An 18,069-nucleotide genomic window follows, 5' to 3' on the forward strand; every position below is an offset into this window, starting at 1 on the left:
ATAAATACTTTTAAATTATACCATAAAAAAAACACCTTATTCTCATGATTGAAACCATCAAGAAATAAGGTGTTCTAATATTATTAAATTTATCTTCTAATTATCCAATACTAGGAATAGCAACCACTTCGTTGGTATCAGCTTTGTAATCAACTCCGTCAAATCCAAATCCGAACAAATTATAGAAATCAGTTCTATATCCTTCCAAATCGCCTATTTCAGCAAGGTTTTCAGTTGTAGCTTCCAACCAAAGTTTAGCAACCTGAGCCTGAACATCTTCACGCATTTCCCAATCATCAATACGGATTCTTCCTTTTTCATCTATTTGAATTGGTTCACCAGTGTACAATCTTTGTTGGTACAAACGCTGAATCTGCTCAATACATCCTTCGTGAATTCCTTTTTCTTTCATTATTTTATACAATAAAGAAATATATAATGGAATAACTGGAATTGCAGAACTCGCCTGTGTCACCAATGCTTTGTTTACAGAAACATAAGCTTTACCATTAATATCAGCCAAGCTATCTGTAATTGTAAATGCAGTCGCTTCAAGATGATCTTTGGCACGGCCAATTGTTCCTTTTCTATAAACAGCCTCAGTCAATGATGGCCCAATATATGAATAAGCAACAGTTGTTGCACCTGGAGCCAATAGATTTTCAGCTTTCAAAGCATCAATCCACATTGCCCAATCCTCACCACCCATTACGGCAACGGTATTAACAATATCCTCCTCATTACAAGGTTCTATAGAAACATCTGTTACTTTCCCTGTATGGAAATCAACAGTTTTATTTGAAAAAGTATTTCCGATAGGTTTCAAAACCGAACGGTGTAAAACCCCCGTGTTTGGATTTAAACGCACCGGAGAAGCAAGGCTGTATATAATCAAATCAACCTGACCCAAATCAGCTTTGATAAGTTCTAATGTTTGTCTTTTTACCTCATTAGAAAAAGCGTCACCGTTGATACTTTTTGCATACAAACCAGCTTTTTTAGCCTCATTTTCGAAGGCGGCTGAATTATACCAACCCGGAGAAGCCGTTTTTCCTTCTTCAGGTTCTTTTTCAAAAAAAACGCCAATTGTAGCGGCGTCTGAACCAAAAGCGCTAGTGATTCTTGAAGCCAAACCAAAACCAGTTGAAGCTCCAATAACCAAAACTTTTTTGGCTCCTTCAATAGGTCCTTTTGATTTTACATATTCAATTTGATTTTTTACACTTTGTTCACAACCTTTGGGCTGGGCCGTCAAACAAATAAATCCTCTCATTCTTGGTTCAATAATCATCTTAATCTGTGCGTTAATTTATATTTTATCTTTTTATCTTAAAATTTGATGGGCAAATATAGTCCAATTATTTAGTTCAACAAGGCTTTTGCGTGATTTAAGGCCGAATCAGAAATAACAGTTCCCGAAAGCATTTGAGCAATTTCGACAACTCGTTCGTCTTTTGTCAGTAATTTTAATTCTGATTGAGTATCATCACCTACTGTCGATTTAAAAACTTTATAATGTTCCGTTCCTTTTGCAGCAATTTGCGGTAAATGGGTTATGGCAAAAATTTGCATCTGAGCGCTCATTCCTTTCATAATCTCCCCCATTCTATTGGCTATTTCACCGGAAACTCCCGTGTCTATCTCATCAAAAATTAATGTTGGTAATTTTGAATATTGTGCCAGAATAGCTTTTACAGCCAACATAATTCTGGACATTTCTCCTCCTGAAGCTACTTTTTTCAGCAATCCAAAATCCGTTCCTTTATTAACCGAAATCAAAAATTTCAACTCATCATTTCCATTTTCAAAATAAGCCGAAGCTTTGTTTATTTCCATATTAAAACGGACATCAGGCATTCCCAAAGTCTCCAAAATTGCGATTAATTTTTGTGACAAAAGAGGAATTGCTTCTATTCTGTTTTTATGAATTGTATCACAAATCTGATCCAATTCTTTGATATTATCCTCAACCAATTGTGTCAATTTCGCAATCTCTTCATCGATATTTCCTAATTCCAATACCGAATTTTCAAGTTTTCTTTGAATCTCCAGCAACTCTTCAACAGTATTCACCTGATGCTTTTTTTGCAAATTATAAATCAACTGCAATTTTTGGCTAATCAAATTTAACTGCTCAGGATCATTAATTAATTTTTCTGAACAACGGTTAAGCTCTGTTGTTATATCTTCAAACTCAATTTTCAAGCTTGATATTCTTTCAAAAAGTAAATTATAATCTGTTGAAAAATGGGCAATTTTCTGAATACTGTTTTTTATTTCATTCAAATTATGAAGCACACCTATTTGTTCTTCATTTGCTAAAACCAATGATTTATCAAGCGATTCTTTTATAATCTCAACATTATTCAGTTGTTCATAATTTTCCTCAAGAAATTCCAGTTCTCCCGATTTTAACTTTGCAGAAACTAATTCTTCTAGAAGAAAGGCATTGTATTCCTGCTCTTTCGACGCTTCGGATTTCTTTTTAACTAAGGAATTTAATTTGGTTTTATTCGATTTATAGTTTTTCAAAACCCCTTGATACGTCTCAATTACATTCAAATTGTTTGCAATTGCATCTATTATTTTGAACTGCACTTCCTCATCAGACAATTCTTGAGTTTGCTGTTGCGAATGAATATCTATTAAATAAAGACTCAACTCCTGCAATTCCTGCAAATTCACAGGACTGTCATTGACAAATGCTCTTGATTTCCCAGAAGGCAAAATTTCTCTTCGAATTATTGTTTCCGGCTCATAATCCAAATCATTTTCTTCAAAAAAAGGCAATAAATTATATTTTGAAATATCAAAATGGGCTTCAATCACACATTTTTCTTCTTTATTTTTAAGCGAAGTCAAATCGGCTCTTTTTCCTAAAGCCAAACCCAAAGCTCCTAATATTATCGATTTCCCAGCTCCGGTTTCTCCTGTAATTATCGAAAAACCTTTAGAAAAATCAATTGATAATTTTTCGATTAAGGCATAGTTTTTTATCGCTAGTGAGGTTATCATTTTTGGACTTTAAGTAAGTAGGTTGTATTAAATAGAATTAATTAAAACGAGGCTAATATTTTAACAATTGCCATTTACCGGAGTTTGAAGAAGATGTTTTATTCAAACTATCTACCAAATCATTTATAGTAATACTTGGGCCGCCAGTAAAAACAGATACGATTTCATCTGATTTTGAATCCATGAAAATGCGTAGTAAATAAGAATTAGGTTTAGTACCGTTCAATTTTGCCAAATTCAACAATGATCCTTTAATCATTTCTTTGGCTTTCTTTTGATCCTGACTCATGGCATCCAACCCCATATAATACTGAAAACTTGATTGTCTGATATCATAGTAAGTTGACGACATTAAATCATTAATTAGAATATATCGGCTCATAGTACCATCTGATTGATTCCAACCCTTGTAACCTCCTTGTTGGGCAAGATTAGCGATACTAATAGCTTCTTTAAAATAACGATCCCCAAACATCGGAACAAAAGTATCTGCATCCATTCCCAAAATAATATAACAATAATAAGACAACACGGAAATCAAATTCGAATCGTAACTATTAGGGTTGTATCTCAAATTCTCAAATTCGGTATAATTAAAGGTAAAATCTTTATCATTAATATTTAAAACCGGAGAAGAATATGTCGAATTAAAAATATTTCTTGAAGATTGTACCTGAATATTAGCAACAAACTGGTCTGAACTATAACTCGAAAGAGTAATATACATCGAACAATCCACTTTTTCTTTTTGCGAAAGCGATTGCCCTGTCCAATCAGTTTTATTAACAAATTCATTAATAGCAGTTTCCAGTGTTTTAAAAACCTGTTGATTGGCATTACTTATTTTTTGCGTGTTTAAAGTCACGGTACAATTCAGCTGCTGCGCTTGCACGAAGCCACAACTTAGAATAAAGAGCCAAACAAATCTAATCATAAAAATGAGCTATTACTTTGTTTAAAATATCATCTGCCACAGCCTTTTTGGATTTCAAATCCATTGGCTCGATTTTAAATTCCCTATCAATAAAAGTAACTTTATTGGTATTTTTACCAAATCCAGCTCCTTCGTCTTGAAGCGAATTAAGAACTATCAAATCTAAGTTTTTTTTCTGAATTTTGGCCTTAGCATTCTCAATTTCATTTTCGGTTTCCAAAGCAAAACCTATCAAAAACTGATCTTTCTTAATTTCCCCCAATGAAGCCAAAATATCTTTGGTTTTCTCCAAATGAATTACAAAATCATCAGAAGCCTTTTTAATCTTTTGCGAAGCGATATTCTTTGGTCTGTAATCTGCAACGGCAGCGGCGGCGATAGCCACATCGACATCTTGGTAATACTGATGACAAGCATCATACATTTCCTGCGCAGAAACGACCGGAATAACCTGAACCAAAGGATGTTTTATTTTACAATGAGTAGGCCCCGAAATCAACACAACCGATGCACCAAGATTGGCAGCACTTTCAGCAATATCAAATCCCATTTTACCTGAAGAATGATTTCCAACAAAACGCACAGGATCAATTGCCTCATAAGTTGGCCCCGCTGTAATTAATATTTTTTTGCCTTTTAAAGGTAATTTACTTTCGAGATCTGCTTCTAGGAACGAAATAATATTTTCCGGTTCTGCCATACGTCCTTCTCCCGACAAACCACTTGCTAATTCACCATTTTCAGCCGGAATCATTATATTTCCAAATGCTTTCAACGTGTTAAAACTTTCAACGGTTGACGGATGAATATACATATCCAAATCCATTGCAGGTGCAAAATAAACAGGACATTTTGCCGAAAGATAACACGCAATCAAAAGATTATCGCATAAACCGTTTGCCATTTTAGACAAAGTATTGGCTGTTGCCGGAGCAATAATCATTAAATCTGCCCAAAGACCTAACTCTACATGACTGTTCCATTCCTCATTTTTTTCATCTTTATTATAAAATTCTGAAAAAACGGGATTTTTGGATAATGTAGATAAAGTAAGTGGAGTTATAAAATCCTTAGAAGCAGGTGTCATTATCACTTGGACATGTGCACCTGCTTTTATGAAGAGTCTAACTAATGAGGCCGTTTTATACGCAGCAATTCCGCCAGAAATTCCCAGCAAAATCTTTTTTCCGCTTAAAACTGACATTAGCTATATTATTTATTTGCTTCTCTGTGGTAAATTTTACCATCTAACCATTCTTGAACCGCTAAAGCGTGTGGTTTTGGAAGTTTTTCATAGAATTTAGATACTTCTATTTGTTCTTTATTTTCAAAAACTTCTTCTAAACTGTCATTGTAAGTAGCAAATTCTTCTAATTTCTCAGTTAATTCTTTTTTAATTTCAGAATTAATTTGATTTGCTCTTTTAGCCATAATTGTTATCGCCTCATACACATTCCCAGTAGGTTCTTCAATAACTGTTTTATTGTAAGTTATTGTGTTTACCGGAGCATTTGTCTTTTTTAAATCCATGACTTTATTTATTTGTGTTATATTTTTGCAATTCAACTTCAATTTGAGCCAACATTTCGTCAGCTTTTTTCTTATATTCTGTATCTGGCTTGTACTTCATCAAATTATTATAACTCGTTTTTGCTGTATTTAAACGCTCTTCCATTTTTGATGGAACACTATTTATCGCCAACAAATAAGCAGAATCCAGTTTATAATATAATGCTTTTTCTTTATATACGGTTCCAGGATAATCTGCAATAAAATTATCAAAAGCAATGATAGCAGATTTATAGTTGGAAATTCTATTGTATTCTAACGCGTTTTCATAAACCTTGCGCTCTATCTTTTCGTTTAATTTTTTTGAAATTTCATTAGCCTGAGCTACATATTTAGAATTAGGGAAACGATCAATAAAACCTTGAATTTTCTCTATTGCTTTGAAGGTATCTGTCTGGTCAATACTGTAAACTGGTGATAATTTAGAATAACTTTCAGCTCCCAAAAAGGCACATTCTTCGGCTTTTTCACTTCTTGGATACCCAGAATTAAAACTATCAAACTGATAACCTGCCAAATAATACTGTTTTGTTTTATAATACGATTGGGCAAACATATAGAATAATTTTTCTCCCTGAGGTTTTCCTCTATACGATGGTGCCAATTGTTCAAAAAGACGAATCGCTTTTGAATATTTTCCCGATTCGTAAAATTTGGAAGCCAAATCATATTTTACTGCTGGATCTTCGGTTTTCAATGCCGCCTGATAATCACTACAAGAACCTAAAAAAAGAACAACAAACAGTACTGATATTATTTTTTTCATTTTTGAACACTGATTTTATTTTTATTCCAAACAACAAAGCCACCAAAGTCAGGTGGCAAATTTAGTTATTAATTTAGCTAATACAAAATATTTCTTTATTTAAAAAAATAAGCGCTTTTATGAGTTTTTAACCATTTTCTTTACAAAAAGTTCCAATCGTTCCGCCAAAGATTCATTTACAGAAACCAATGGTAAACGTACTACATTCTCTGCAATACCAAGAATCCTGAACACTTCTTTGATACCTGACGGATTTCCTTGTTCAAAAATCATATCAATACTATCAGCCAACAAATACTGTAATTTAAAGGCATCATCTACCTTTCTGTTTAGTCCCAATCGAATCATCTCTGAAAATTCTTTTGGAAAACCCTGTCCAATTACCGAAATCACACCCGCTCCACCTGCTAAAACAATCGGTAAAGCAATCATATCGTCACCAGAAATAACCAAGAAATCTTTTGGCTTATTTTTCAACAATTGCATTGCTTGAACCAAATCACCAGCAGCTTCTTTTATTGCAACGACATTTTCAAAATCATTTGCTAGCCTGATAACTGTTGAAGGCAACATATTACTTGATGTTCTTCCAGGAACATTATATAAAATCACAGGAATCGGAGACGCTTCGGCTACAGCTTTAAAGTGCTGATAAATTCCTTCTTGACTAGGCTTATTATAATATGGAGAAACAGATAAAACAGCAACAAAAGCAGACAAGTCTCTTGTACGTAATTCTTCAACAATTTTTGAAGTATTATTTCCTCCAACACCAAGAACCAACGGTAATCTACCTGCATTTACTTCAATCACTGTTGCGATTACCAATTCTTTTTCTTCTTCCGTCAAGGTTGCATTTTCTGCAGTAGTTCCCAAAACAACAAGATACTCAACACCGCCGTCTATGGAAAAATTTACAATTCTTCTCAAAGCTTCAATATCAATTGTAAAATCGTCTTTAAACGGTGTGATCAAGGCAACACCTGTCCCTATTAATGATTGCATAATTTAATTTATATTTTATTTAATATTTTTAAGTAGCGAAACAACTCGCTAACAAATTCTTTATAATCTGTAAATTGAATATTTATCAAAAAATGATTCAATCGTTTGTCTACACTTGAAAAACCTGCTTTGAATTTTGCCTTCGTTTTATGTGTTAAAAACAACAAAATAGGCTCTTCTTCACTATAATAATTAATCAGCAAATCAAATTCATCCTGAAGAAATTCATTTACTGACTGTTTTATAAAATCACTTTTAAAATTCAAATCCTTATAGCCGAATGTTGGATTCAAAAATTGCTCTTTATCACTTAAACTTTTTCTAAAAGCGATAATTTTTAAATTATTTTCCAAAATCCCTTTGGAAATAATTTCTTGTTTCAATGCGGCTGTTTCCAAAAAATTGCTTTCGTCAACAATCAAACCAATCTTTATAACAGATGAGTGCAATGACTCCTCCTTGACATTACAAAGGTTTTTTTTTAAAGTTTTTTTTAAGACAAAGCTCTTTATATAATCTAAAAACATACTATTTTTACAAGATTACAAATTTAATTATTTAAGTCACATTAAAGATGGCAAAACTAAAAAACTATAATGGATTTTTAAAACTTTTTGTTACATTCTTAACAGCAGTTTTTATTATTTCCTGCAGCGCCAAAAATTACACAGTTACAAAAATAGAAGGCAAACGCATTCCAATCACTGAAAAAGAAAATCAAAACCTTGAAATTGAAAATTTTATAAAGCCTTATAGAGATAAAATAAATAACGATCTTGACAAAGTTCTCGCATACAATCCGGAAACATTAGACAAAAGCAAAGGAAAATGGCAAACAAATATTGGCAATTTCATGGCTGATGTTACTTTACTAAGGGGAAACCAGGTTTTCAATAAAAGAGAAAACAAGAATATTGACATCTGCTTAATGAATCATGGCGGCATACGTTCGATACTTCCAAAAGGCAATATCACCGCCAGAAACGCTTACGAAATAATGCCTTTTGAAAATAGCCTTGTAGTTATTTCTCTAAAAGGAGAACAAATACAAGAAATGGTAAATTTCATTATTGCAGACAAAAAGCCACATCCGCTTTCCGGAATGACTTTTGCAATCGACAAAAATAACCAAGCCAAAAACATACTTATTCAAGGAAAGCCATTAAACAACAATACTGTTTATTACGTAGGCACAAACGATTACCTGGCAAATGGAGGTGATAATATGAATTTCTTCAAAAAAGGGATTCAAAAATTTGATTTGGATTACAAACTGAGAAACATATTGATTGATTATTTTACAGATGTTGACACTATAAGTGTTAAAAACGACACCCGAATATTAGAAGAATAACCCATTATTAATTTATTCAAATAAAATATCCAATAGTTATTTCAGATAATTGGGCATTACATAAAAAAACATCAAAATGAACAGAAGAGATTTTATAGAAAAAACGGCCTCGGGTACAGCGTTATTGAGTTTAGGCCTTTCGCTTAGCAGTTTTGAATCAAATGCAGTTGAGCATTTAACCATTTTACATACGAATGATGTACACAGCTACATCGATCCTTTTCCGGCGGATCACCCCAAAAACCCAAACATGGGAGGCGTAGCGAGAAGAGCTGCCATTATTGAAAAAATTCGAACCGAAAATCCAAATGTATTACTTTTGGATGCTGGGGATATTTTTCAGGGAACTCCTTATTTTAATTATTATGGTGGAGAGTTGGAGTTCAAATTGATGAGCATGATGAAATACGATGCTTCTACGATAGGTAATCACGATTTTGATAACGGATTAGAAGGCATAGTGTCGCAAATGCCGCATGCTACTTTTGAATTTATTTCATCTAATTATGATTTCAAAAACACCATAATGGATAGTTACGTAAAACCATATCGTATTTTTAATAAAAAAGGAATTAAAGTAGGCGTTTTTGGGCTTGGTGTTGAATTGGCGGGATTGGTTGATAAAAAAAACTACAAAGAAACAGTCTACAACGACCCTGTTGAAACTGCCCAAGAAATGGTCAAAATCCTGAAACATGAAAACAAATGTGATTTAGTTATCTGCTTGTCCCATATAGGATACAGTTACAGCACAGAACCTGATAGAATCTGTGATTTAAAATTGGCGGCAGCTACCAAAGACATTGATTTAATTATTGGTGGTCATACCCATACTTTTTTGGACAAACCCACCATTGTAAAAAACTTGGATCAAAAAGAAGTTTTGATAAATCAAGTGGGTTGTTATGGATTAAATTTGGGGAGAATTGATTTTTATTTTGATTCTAATAAACAAAAATCAGCTCAGGGAAAATCAATAATCGTTTAAATTTTCAGTCTTTCTGTCTTTCTCCAAAAAATATCTAACCATGAAGAAATAAGATAAAAATTGAGTTATTAAACTAATTAAGGTCAATAAATAATTATAAAAGTAAAACTTATAAAGAACAAAAAAGATATCTGAAATTATAAAATTGATACACATTAACATGGCGCTAAAAGAAGCATAAGTATTATTTTTAATATAATTCAAAACAGTAATAATACTCAAAACACTTAAAATCAAACCAAAAACAACATACAGATAAAAATTTAATTCTAAATTCTCCAGTTTTAAATTCAAAACTGAATAACAAATAGTTGCAATACCAATAATTAAAACAACTGCATAAAAACTGTCTTTTAAACTAAATTTCAATTGAGTAAAATCTTTTATAGCCAGGTATGTTAGCAAAACATAAACCACCAATACACTCATAAAAGATCCCATTGCCGACTCACTTATACTAAGCATTACAAATACATCCCTCACAAAAAACAACAGAAAAATAAATGCTTTCAAGAATGTAATCTTATAATCATTCGACACTAAATAATAAATAAACAAAGAAGGTATAATAACCGATTTCACAATAAGAACCAAACTTCCGTATCCTAGTAATTTGAATATAATTGCCAGAACAGATGTAACAAAAAATAATATAAGTGATGGAGTACTAGGCTTCATTCAACATTGTTATAAATTGATCTTCTGAAATTATTACTACATTAAGTTTATTTGCTTTTTCAAGTTTGGCAGGTCCCATATTTTCACCAGCCACCACAAAATCAGTCTTGGCCGATATCGAACTCCCCACTTTTCCGCCGTTATCTTCGATGGCTTTTTTTAATTCGTCTCTTGAAAATGTTGAAAAAACTCCAGAAACAACAAATGTTTTCCCTAAAAATTTCTCAGTTGCATTGGGATTTATTTTTTCAACAATTTCAAATTGTACACCGTAACTTTTCAGTCTTTCGATAATGACTTTATTTTCTTCATTTTCAAAAAAATCAATAACACTTTGAGCAATTCTTTCCCCGATTTCATCAACCAAAATCAAATCCATAAGAGTTGCCTGCTGCAATGCGTCAATATTTTTATAATGTTTAGCCAACTTTTTGGCTACAGTTTCCCCAACAAATCGGATTCCTAAAGCAAACAATACGCTTTCAAAAGGGATGTTTTTTGAATTTTCAACCCCTTTTACCAGATTTTCGGCCGATTTTTGAGCCATTCGTTCCAAAGGTAAAATTTGTTCAACTGTCAATTCATACAAATCGGCATAATTATGAACTAAACCATTATTAAAAAGCAAGGCAACCGTTTCTCCGCCAAGCCCTTCAATATCCATTGCTTTTCTCGAAATATAATGTTGAATTCTTCCTATAATCTGCGGAGGACAACCATAATAATTAGGGCAATAATGATTGGCTTCGCCTTCGCCTCTAATCAACTCGGTATTACATTCCGGACAATGCGTTACATACTGCGTAGGCACTGAATTTTCGGGTCGCTTACTTAAATCAACCTCGATAATTTTAGGAATAATCTCTCCTCCTTTTTCTACAAAAACAGTATCATGAATTCGAATATCCAACTTTTCAATTTGATCAGCGTTGTGCAAAGAAGCTCTTTTCACAATAGTTCCTGCCAATTGCACCGGCTCTAGATTCGCGACCGGCGTAATCGCCCCTGTTCTTCCTACTTGGTACGAAATAGAATTCAGACGTGTAATAGCCTGTTCCGACTTGAATTTATAGGCGATTGCCCATCTTGGAGATTTTGCAGTATAACCCAACTCTTCCTGATGACGAAAATCATTTACTTTTATCACAACACCGTCAGTTTCATACGGCAAATCATGACGATGAACATCCCAATACTCAATAAATTGAAAAACTTCGTCAAGATTGTTGGCCAATTTTGCTTCAACCGGAGCTTTGAAACCCCAGTATCTGGCCTTTTCAAGACCTTCAAATTGAGAATTAAAAGGCAAATTTGGTCCCGTCAAAAAATACAACAAGCAATCCAATGGTCTCTTGGCTACTTCAGTGCTATCTTGCAATTTTAAACTCCCGGAAGCAGTGTTTCTAGGATTAGAATATGGTGTTTCGCCAATTTCAATCAATTCCTGATTCATTTTTTCAAAACCAGCGATAGGCAAAATAATTTCACCACGAATATCAAATTTTGGAGGAAAACCTTCTCCTTTTAATTCTAAAGGAACCGATTTTATTGTTCGAATATTATTGGTCACATCATCACCTTGAAAACCATCCCCACGAGTCACCGCCTTTTTTAATTTTCCGTTTTCATAGGTAATACTTATAGAGGCTCCGTCGTATTTTAATTCACAAGAATATTCCAATGAAACATTCCCTAAAACTTTTTGGATTCTGTTTTCCCAATCAATCAAATCCTCTTTAGAATAGGAATTATCCAAAGAATACATGCGATATTCATGAACTATCGTTTCAAAATTTTTGGTTATGCTTCCTCCAACCCTCTGCGTAGGCGAATTGGAATCAAAAAATTCCGGATGTTTATTTTCTAAATCCTGAAGTTCCTTTAATTTCATATCAAACTCATAATCAGACAATGTTGATTTATCCAACACGTAATAATTATAATTGTGAAGATTAAGTTCTTCCCTAAGCGTTTGAATGGTTTGAAGTATATCCATAAAAGAAAAAATTGGCTATTTTAGTGTATTAAATAATCCACTAAAATAACCAATTTAAAGTTAAAAAATTAAAATTTATGCTTCAAGAATCGAATTAATTTGATTGTACAATTGACCATCGCTCAAGAAAGAACCTTGTTGAATCAACTGAAAAATAGAAAAATTACGCTCTTCTGTAAATTCTTTTTTTCCAACTTTCATTTCGATGGTATCAGTAAACATATTATCACTTAACCAATGCAATCCATCTTTGCTCAAAAAATCAATTTCTGGAACCAACGATTTCAACACAATCGATTTAATATGCGTGTCAAAACAATGAAATAGAAAAATATGATTTTTTGAAAAAAATTCCAAATAAGTTGCTTTCGTAAGAACACCTTCCCAAATCAAATCTGAAAAAACATCCAATTCCTGTTCTGCAACCTCTGGTTTTTCGGATTTAATTTTATCCCACTCCGCTTTATCAATTGCCTGAGTAGCCAAAAAATTAGTAAACTCCTGTGTTAGTTCTTCAAACTGTTCTTTTGTGAGTCTGGCGTATTTCATTTATGCTGAATTTATTTCAGCATCCTATATCCAATAAGATGCTATTATATATTAGAATTAAAAAATCTGAAACAAGTTCTTCAAGAATCTGAAATAAATTCTTCAAGAATCTGAAATAAATTCAGATTAAACAAAAAAAATCCCGATCTCGTTTTTTAGAACGAGACGGGATTTTAAAATATGAATTTAGAAATTATGCTTTTTCAGCAACGATTTCATAAGCTAATTCTACAACCACATCTCTGTGAAGTCTTACGTTTGCAGTATATTTACCTGTACGCTTAACAATTCCAGAAGTGATAAATTTTCTGTCAATTTCATGACCTGCGCTAGCTAAAGCTTGAGCAATGTCAATGTTAGTGATTGAACCAAATAATTTTTCACCACCAGCTTTTGCAGATAATTTAATTTCGATAGCTTTCAAAGCTTCAGCCAATGCTTTAGCATCTGCTACAACTTTAGCCTCTTTGTGAGCTCTTTGTTTTAGGTTTTCAGCTAAAACTTTTTTAGCAGAAGAAGTTGCCAATACAGCAAATCCTTGAGGAATCAAAAAGTTACGACCGTAACCAGGTTTAACAGATACTACATCATCTTTAAAACCTAAGTTTTGTACGTCTTGTTTTAAAATAAGTTCCATGTTGTTGTCCTTATATTTAGAAGTTAGGTTTCATATTGCAGAAAACCAACAACTGTTAATTTTTAATTATTTTAATAAATCGGCCACGTATGGCATTAAAGCTAAGTGACGAGCTCTTTTTACAGCTACAGACACTTTTCTTTGGTATTTTAATGAAGTTCCTGTTAAACGACGAGGAAGAATTTTTCCTTGCTCATTAACGAATTTCAATAAGAAATCAGCATCTTTATAATCTACATATTTGATACCTGATTTTTTGAAACGACAATACTTTTTAGTTTTGTTAGTTTCTATGTTTAAAGGCGTTAGATATCTGATATCTCCGTCTTTTTTTCCTGAAGCAGATTGTTGTAATGTTGCCATGATAATTAAGCTTTTTGAGATTTAAGTTTTGCTCTTCTTCTTTCAGCCCAAGAGATAGCATGTTTGTCAAGACTTACAGTTAAGAAACGCATAACTCTTTCGTCACGTCTAAATTCAGTTTCAAAAGCTACAAGAACTTCTCCAGCAACTTTGAATTCGAATAAATGGTAAAAACCACTTTTTTTGTTTTGAATTTCGTAAGCCATTTTTTTAAGGCCCCAATCTTCTTTCGATACCATTTCTGCTCCTCTGCTAGTAAGAAAATCTTCAAATTTGCTTACTGTTTCCTTTACCTGAACCTCAGATAAAACGGGATTTAAAATGAAAACAGTTTCATAATGATTCATAAAAATTTTATTTATTTGTTAAATTGGGTGCAAAAGTAATCTTTTTTTTTGATCCCGCAAGCACAAAAACACTATAATCGACAAACAGCAAAAAAAAATACCATTTTGTTTTAAGAGTTGCAAAAAAAAACTATTTTTACTTGACCAAATCAAAAATTTGATATTATGAAGCTAAATTGTGTAGTCGTAGATGACAGTTCTATACAAAGGATGATTATTGCAAAGTTAGTAAATAACCACACCAATTTAAACTTGATTGGTGACTTTTCTAATGCAATTGAAGCCAAAAGTTGTATGACAGTTCATACGGTAGACTTAATATTCCTCGATATTGAGATGCCTGTTATTAGTGGTTTTGATTTCCTTGACGGTTTAAAAACCAAGCCCCAGATTATCTTCATTACTTCAAAAGCGGAGTACGCAATGAAAGCTTTTGATTATGATGCAACAGATTATCTCCAAAAGCCAATCTCTATTGAGCGTTTTAATGCTTCTGTGAGAAGGGCTATTGATCACTACCTCCTTAAAAGAGAAAACAAAGAAGACGAAGGAGAACATATTTTTATCAAAAGTAATTTGAAAAAATTAAAAATTTTCACTTCGAAAATTAAGTGGATTGAAGCTTTTGGTGATTATGTAAAAGTTGTTACTGAAGACGACAGCAATCTTGTTCTTTCTACAATGAAATCATTTGAGAACGATTTATCAAAAGAAAAATTCATTAGGGTTCACAAATCTTACATTGTTAATATTGACAAAATAGATCGTTTCAATAGTAAATTTGCTGAAATTGGAGTAACAAAAATTCCTTTGAGCCGAAACAAAAAAGAAGATCTAGTAAAAGCACTTGCCTATTCATAAACTTTACTTTAATAAAAATCGACGTTTACAGTGACTCTTATAGCTCTGTATTGTGAAACAGATTCAAAACTATTCAGTATCTTCTGGATAGTTTTTTTTGTACCACCAATTGAGGTATTTTGAGGTATCTTAATCATTATCGTTCGAATATATTCATTTCGAATTCTACTGATTGCAGGTTCTTCGGGGCCCAAAACCGGCATAGCCAAATTTTGTTTCATCACTTGATACAGCCACATCGAACCTTCTTTTAATTTTTCAAAATCACGATGCTTTAATGTCAATTTTATCAACCTATAATAAGGAGGGTAATAATAAATTTTCCTGTCATATAATTGCTCTTTATACATCCCTAGAAAATCATTATTTGTAACCTGCTGTATCGTATTATGATTCGGGTTATAAGTCTGAATGACCACTTTCCCTTGTTTTTCAGAACGACCGGAACGACCAGAAACCTGTGTCATCATCTGATAACTTCTTTCAAAAGCTCTAAAATCAGGATGATACAGCATATTATCTGCATTCATAATCCCCACCAAACTCACATTGTCAAAATCCAATCCCTTGGCTAACATTTGTGTTCCCACCAAAATATCGATTTCTCTATTTTTAAAACTGTCTATGATTTTTTCAAAACCAAATTTTCCTCGAGTTGTATCCTGATCCATACGACCAATTTTGGAATTTGGAAACAATTCAACCAACTCCTGCTGAATTTGCTCTGTTCCAAAACCTTTGGTAATTAAATCAACACTTGAACAAGCATGGCAATTAGTGGGTTTTGCCATTGAATAACCGCAATAATGACAACGAAGCTGATTTTTATGCTTATGATACGTCAAACTGACATCACATTGCTGACATTGAGGCACATGACCACAAGTTATACATTCCACAATCGGAGAATAACCACGCCGATTTTGAAACAAAATAACTTGTTCGCCCAAAGACAACGCACTTGTAATATTATCAATCAAAACATCACTGAAATGCCCTGACATTTTTTTTCGAAAATATTTATCTTTCAAATCAACCAATTCAATTTCAGGCATTCGAACCTTCCCATATCTTTCGGTGATTTCGACTAAACCGTATTTTCCAGATTGCGCATTAAAAAAAGTTTCTATACTCGGCGTTGCCGAACCAAGCAATACTTTGGCTTTATGGCTATTTGCCAAAACTATCGAAGCGTCTCTTGCGTGATAACGTGGCGCTGGATCAACTTGCTTGAAGGTCTGTTCATGCTCTTCGTCAATTACAATCAATCCCAAATTTGAAAAAGGTAAAAACAAAGCCGATCTCGCTCCAATGACAATCTGAGCTTTTGGCGATTTATCAATCACTTGCCGCCAAACCTCTACCCTTTCGTTATTGGTATATTTTGAATGAAAAACAGCCACTTTATTACCAAAATATTCACGCAACCTTCCTACTAATTGAGTAGTTAGAGCAATTTCCGGCAATAAATACAACACTTGATTTCCTGTGGCAATATATTCTTCAATTAATTTGATATATATTTCTGTTTTCCCACTTGCAGTAACGCCGTGTAAAAGACAGACTTCTTTTTGGTCAAAATTTTGTTTTATATTTTCAAAAGCAGCTTGTTGCGCATCACTCAACTGCAACTCTTCTTCTTTAATTTTTCCTGTAAAATTAACCCGATCGACTTGAAGATGGTACTCTTCAAAAATTTTCTTGTCGATTAATGTTTTTACAACAGTTGATGTAGAATTGGAAGTTTCAATAAGTTTTTTTACAGTAATTGGCCTTTTCTCAGAAGCACTTAATTGAAAATAACTTAGGACAACTTCTTTTTGTTTATTGGCATTCTTGAGTGTATCGAGCAATTCATTCAAGCCTGAATCCGATTCGTATTTGGAATGCAATCGTACATACCGAACAAGTTTTGGCGTATAGTTTTCTAGCATTTCTTCCTGAAGTGCCAAAATATTTTTGTCAACTAATTTTTGAATAACAGGGAAAATGTTTTTTTTATCCAAAATAGCCATCACATCCTGTATTTTCAGGGAACTTTGATGTTGCAACGCTTCAAAAATCAAGAATTCTTCATCAGACAGCTGACTTTCATCTACAAAACCACTTTGTTTTTGCGAAATAATAGTTTCGCTTTCCAGCAAAAGTGCCGATGGCATCGCTCCCCGATATACATCGCCAATAGCGCACATATAATAGGACGCAATCCATTGCCAATGAGTAATTTGAATTTCGTTCACTAAGGGTTTTTCATCCAGAATCTGATGAATTTCTTTAGCTTCATATAAGGTTGGCTCATTTTGATGCAGTTCAATTGCCAAAGCCGTGTAGATTTTACTTTTGCCGAAAGGCACCGCCAAACGCATTCCTTTTTTAATGTAATTGTACTCGGCTTCCGAAACACTGTAAGTAAATGTTTTGGCAAGGGAAAGCGGTAAAATGACTTCTACAAAATGCATTATTTATTGTTTAAGGTTTAAAGTTTAAAAGTTTAAGATTAAACAACTTTAAACTTCAAACAAAAGAAACTAATTTTTAATACGGTACCAATATTGTGTTCTTCCAAATAATGAAACTCCAATAAATCCTCTTACTTTTAACTTATCATTTCCATCCAAAGTGATAAAACATTTGTATAGCTTTCCGTTTTTAGGATCCAATATTTGTCCATCATTATATTCCTTGCCATCTTTTTTCAGTCCTTTTATAACCGTAATTCCTAAAATAGGCTTATTTTTATCGTCTCCGGAACATTCTTCACAAACTTTGTTTCTTTTTTCAGCCTCAAAAATTTCGATTACTTTGCCGTATATCCTTCCTGACTTTTCATAGATTTCTACTACCGATTTTGGTTTACCGGTTTCATCATCAATTGTTTTCCATTTCCCAATTACACTTTGACTTTGAGCATTGAAAATCATTGCAAAAAATACAACTAAACTGAATACGATACTTTTTTTCATTTTTTCAAATTTATATTTGTTTTTCAAAACTACTGAACAATCAA

General features: G+C 32.9%; 19 protein-coding genes. 3 read left to right on the forward strand and 16 right to left on the reverse strand.

Going from position 1 to position 18,069, the window contains the following annotated elements; genetic code table 11:
• Positions 1 to 100: 100 nt before the first annotated feature.
• The 8 genes from fabV to EM308_RS14975 all read right to left on the reverse strand — a co-directional run bounded on the left by fabV (position 101) and on the right by EM308_RS14975 (position 7,816).
• Complete coding sequence (fabV, locus tag EM308_RS14940; protein WP_035634978.1) at positions 101 to 1,291, reverse strand: enoyl-ACP reductase FabV; 1,191 nt, start codon at positions 1,289 to 1,291, stop codon at positions 101 to 103.
• Between the two features lie 71 nt (positions 1,292 to 1,362).
• Positions 1,363 to 3,015: a DNA repair protein RecN gene (gene recN, locus EM308_RS14945; protein WP_035634975.1), complete on the reverse strand. Its 1,653-nt coding sequence runs from the start codon at positions 3,013 to 3,015 to the stop codon at positions 1,363 to 1,365.
• A gap of 52 nt (positions 3,016 to 3,067) precedes the next feature.
• Positions 3,068 to 3,949: a type IX secretion system protein PorD gene (porD, locus tag EM308_RS14950; RefSeq protein ID WP_035634972.1), complete on the reverse strand. Its 882-nt coding sequence runs from the start codon at positions 3,947 to 3,949 to the stop codon at positions 3,068 to 3,070.
• Positions 3,942 to 5,153: a bifunctional phosphopantothenoylcysteine decarboxylase/phosphopantothenate--cysteine ligase CoaBC gene (gene coaBC / locus EM308_RS14955; protein WP_035634969.1), complete on the reverse strand. Its 1,212-nt coding sequence runs from the start codon at positions 5,151 to 5,153 to the stop codon at positions 3,942 to 3,944. The genes porD and coaBC overlap by 8 nt, the downstream gene beginning before the upstream one ends.
• A gap of 8 nt (positions 5,154 to 5,161) precedes the next feature.
• A complete protein-coding gene (locus tag EM308_RS14960) occupies positions 5,162 to 5,479 on the reverse strand; it encodes a DNA-directed RNA polymerase subunit omega (protein WP_035634966.1) in 318 nt (105 codons plus the stop codon).
• A 4-nt stretch (positions 5,480 to 5,483) separates the two neighbouring features.
• Positions 5,484 to 6,284, reverse strand: a complete 801-nt coding sequence (locus EM308_RS14965) for an outer membrane protein assembly factor BamD (protein WP_035634965.1) — start codon at positions 6,282 to 6,284, stop codon at positions 5,484 to 5,486.
• 117 nt (positions 6,285 to 6,401) lie between these two features.
• The gene (gene dapA / locus EM308_RS14970) at positions 6,402 to 7,289 is read right to left on the reverse strand and encodes a 4-hydroxy-tetrahydrodipicolinate synthase (protein WP_035634962.1); all 888 of its coding nucleotides are present in this window, start codon (positions 7,287 to 7,289) and stop codon (positions 6,402 to 6,404) included.
• An 8-nt stretch (positions 7,290 to 7,297) separates the two neighbouring features.
• Entirely contained in the window at positions 7,298 to 7,816 is a 519-nt protein-coding gene (locus EM308_RS14975) for a DUF6913 domain-containing protein (protein WP_035634959.1), read from the reverse strand.
• A gap of 47 nt (positions 7,817 to 7,863) precedes the next feature.
• Between EM308_RS14975 and EM308_RS14980 the strand changes: the two genes are divergently transcribed.
• The gene (locus EM308_RS14980) at positions 7,864 to 8,643 is read left to right on the forward strand and encodes a 5'-nucleotidase C-terminal domain-containing protein (RefSeq protein WP_035634955.1); all 780 of its coding nucleotides are present in this window, start codon (positions 7,864 to 7,866) and stop codon (positions 8,641 to 8,643) included.
• Positions 8,644 to 8,719: 76 nt separating this feature from the next.
• The gene (locus EM308_RS14985) at positions 8,720 to 9,631 is read left to right on the forward strand and encodes a bifunctional metallophosphatase/5'-nucleotidase (RefSeq protein ID WP_035634952.1); all 912 of its coding nucleotides are present in this window, start codon (positions 8,720 to 8,722) and stop codon (positions 9,629 to 9,631) included.
• On the opposite strand, the gene EM308_RS14990 is transcribed toward EM308_RS14985, so the two are convergent.
• The 6 genes from EM308_RS14990 to rpsF form a co-directional block, all read right to left on the reverse strand.
• Positions 9,617 to 10,309, reverse strand: coding sequence for a hypothetical protein (locus EM308_RS14990; RefSeq protein ID WP_035634950.1), 693 nt, complete (start codon positions 10,307 to 10,309; stop codon positions 9,617 to 9,619). The two genes, EM308_RS14985 and EM308_RS14990, sit on opposite strands and share 15 nt — an antisense overlap.
• Positions 10,299 to 12,305: an NAD-dependent DNA ligase LigA gene (gene ligA / locus EM308_RS14995; RefSeq protein ID WP_035634948.1), complete on the reverse strand. Its 2,007-nt coding sequence runs from the start codon at positions 12,303 to 12,305 to the stop codon at positions 10,299 to 10,301. The genes EM308_RS14990 and ligA overlap by 11 nt, the downstream gene beginning before the upstream one ends.
• A gap of 75 nt (positions 12,306 to 12,380) precedes the next feature.
• Positions 12,381 to 12,854: a DUF6495 family protein gene (locus EM308_RS15000; RefSeq protein ID WP_035634946.1), complete on the reverse strand. Its 474-nt coding sequence runs from the start codon at positions 12,852 to 12,854 to the stop codon at positions 12,381 to 12,383.
• 193 nt (positions 12,855 to 13,047) lie between these two features.
• The gene (gene rplI / locus EM308_RS15005) at positions 13,048 to 13,491 is read right to left on the reverse strand and encodes a 50S ribosomal protein L9 (protein ID WP_035634944.1); all 444 of its coding nucleotides are present in this window, start codon (positions 13,489 to 13,491) and stop codon (positions 13,048 to 13,050) included.
• Positions 13,492 to 13,557: 66 nt separating this feature from the next.
• Positions 13,558 to 13,854, reverse strand: a complete 297-nt coding sequence (gene rpsR, locus EM308_RS15010) for a 30S ribosomal protein S18 (protein WP_026715037.1) — start codon at positions 13,852 to 13,854, stop codon at positions 13,558 to 13,560.
• 5 nt (positions 13,855 to 13,859) lie between these two features.
• Positions 13,860 to 14,201: a 30S ribosomal protein S6 gene (gene rpsF / locus EM308_RS15015; RefSeq protein ID WP_035634940.1), complete on the reverse strand. Its 342-nt coding sequence runs from the start codon at positions 14,199 to 14,201 to the stop codon at positions 13,860 to 13,862.
• Between the two features lie 165 nt (positions 14,202 to 14,366).
• On the opposite strand from rpsF, the gene EM308_RS15020 reads away from it, so the two are divergent.
• Positions 14,367 to 15,062, forward strand: coding sequence for a LytR/AlgR family response regulator transcription factor (locus tag EM308_RS15020; RefSeq protein ID WP_035634939.1), 696 nt, complete (start codon positions 14,367 to 14,369; stop codon positions 15,060 to 15,062).
• Positions 15,063 to 15,070: 8 nt separating this feature from the next.
• Here the strand turns inward: EM308_RS15020 and priA are convergent, their stop codons facing one another.
• Together priA and EM308_RS15030 are read right to left on the reverse strand one after the other, a co-directional pair.
• The gene (priA, locus tag EM308_RS15025) at positions 15,071 to 17,521 is read right to left on the reverse strand and encodes a replication restart helicase PriA (RefSeq protein ID WP_035634937.1); all 2,451 of its coding nucleotides are present in this window, start codon (positions 17,519 to 17,521) and stop codon (positions 15,071 to 15,073) included.
• Positions 17,522 to 17,590: 69 nt separating this feature from the next.
• The gene (locus tag EM308_RS15030) at positions 17,591 to 18,025 is read right to left on the reverse strand and encodes a DUF2147 domain-containing protein (RefSeq protein WP_035635025.1); all 435 of its coding nucleotides are present in this window, start codon (positions 18,023 to 18,025) and stop codon (positions 17,591 to 17,593) included.
• Positions 18,026 to 18,069: the final 44 nt, after the last annotated feature.

Origin of the sequence: Flavobacterium gilvum, from assembly GCF_001761465.1 — a bacterium.
Classification (GTDB): domain Bacteria; phylum Bacteroidota; class Bacteroidia; order Flavobacteriales; family Flavobacteriaceae; genus Flavobacterium; species Flavobacterium gilvum.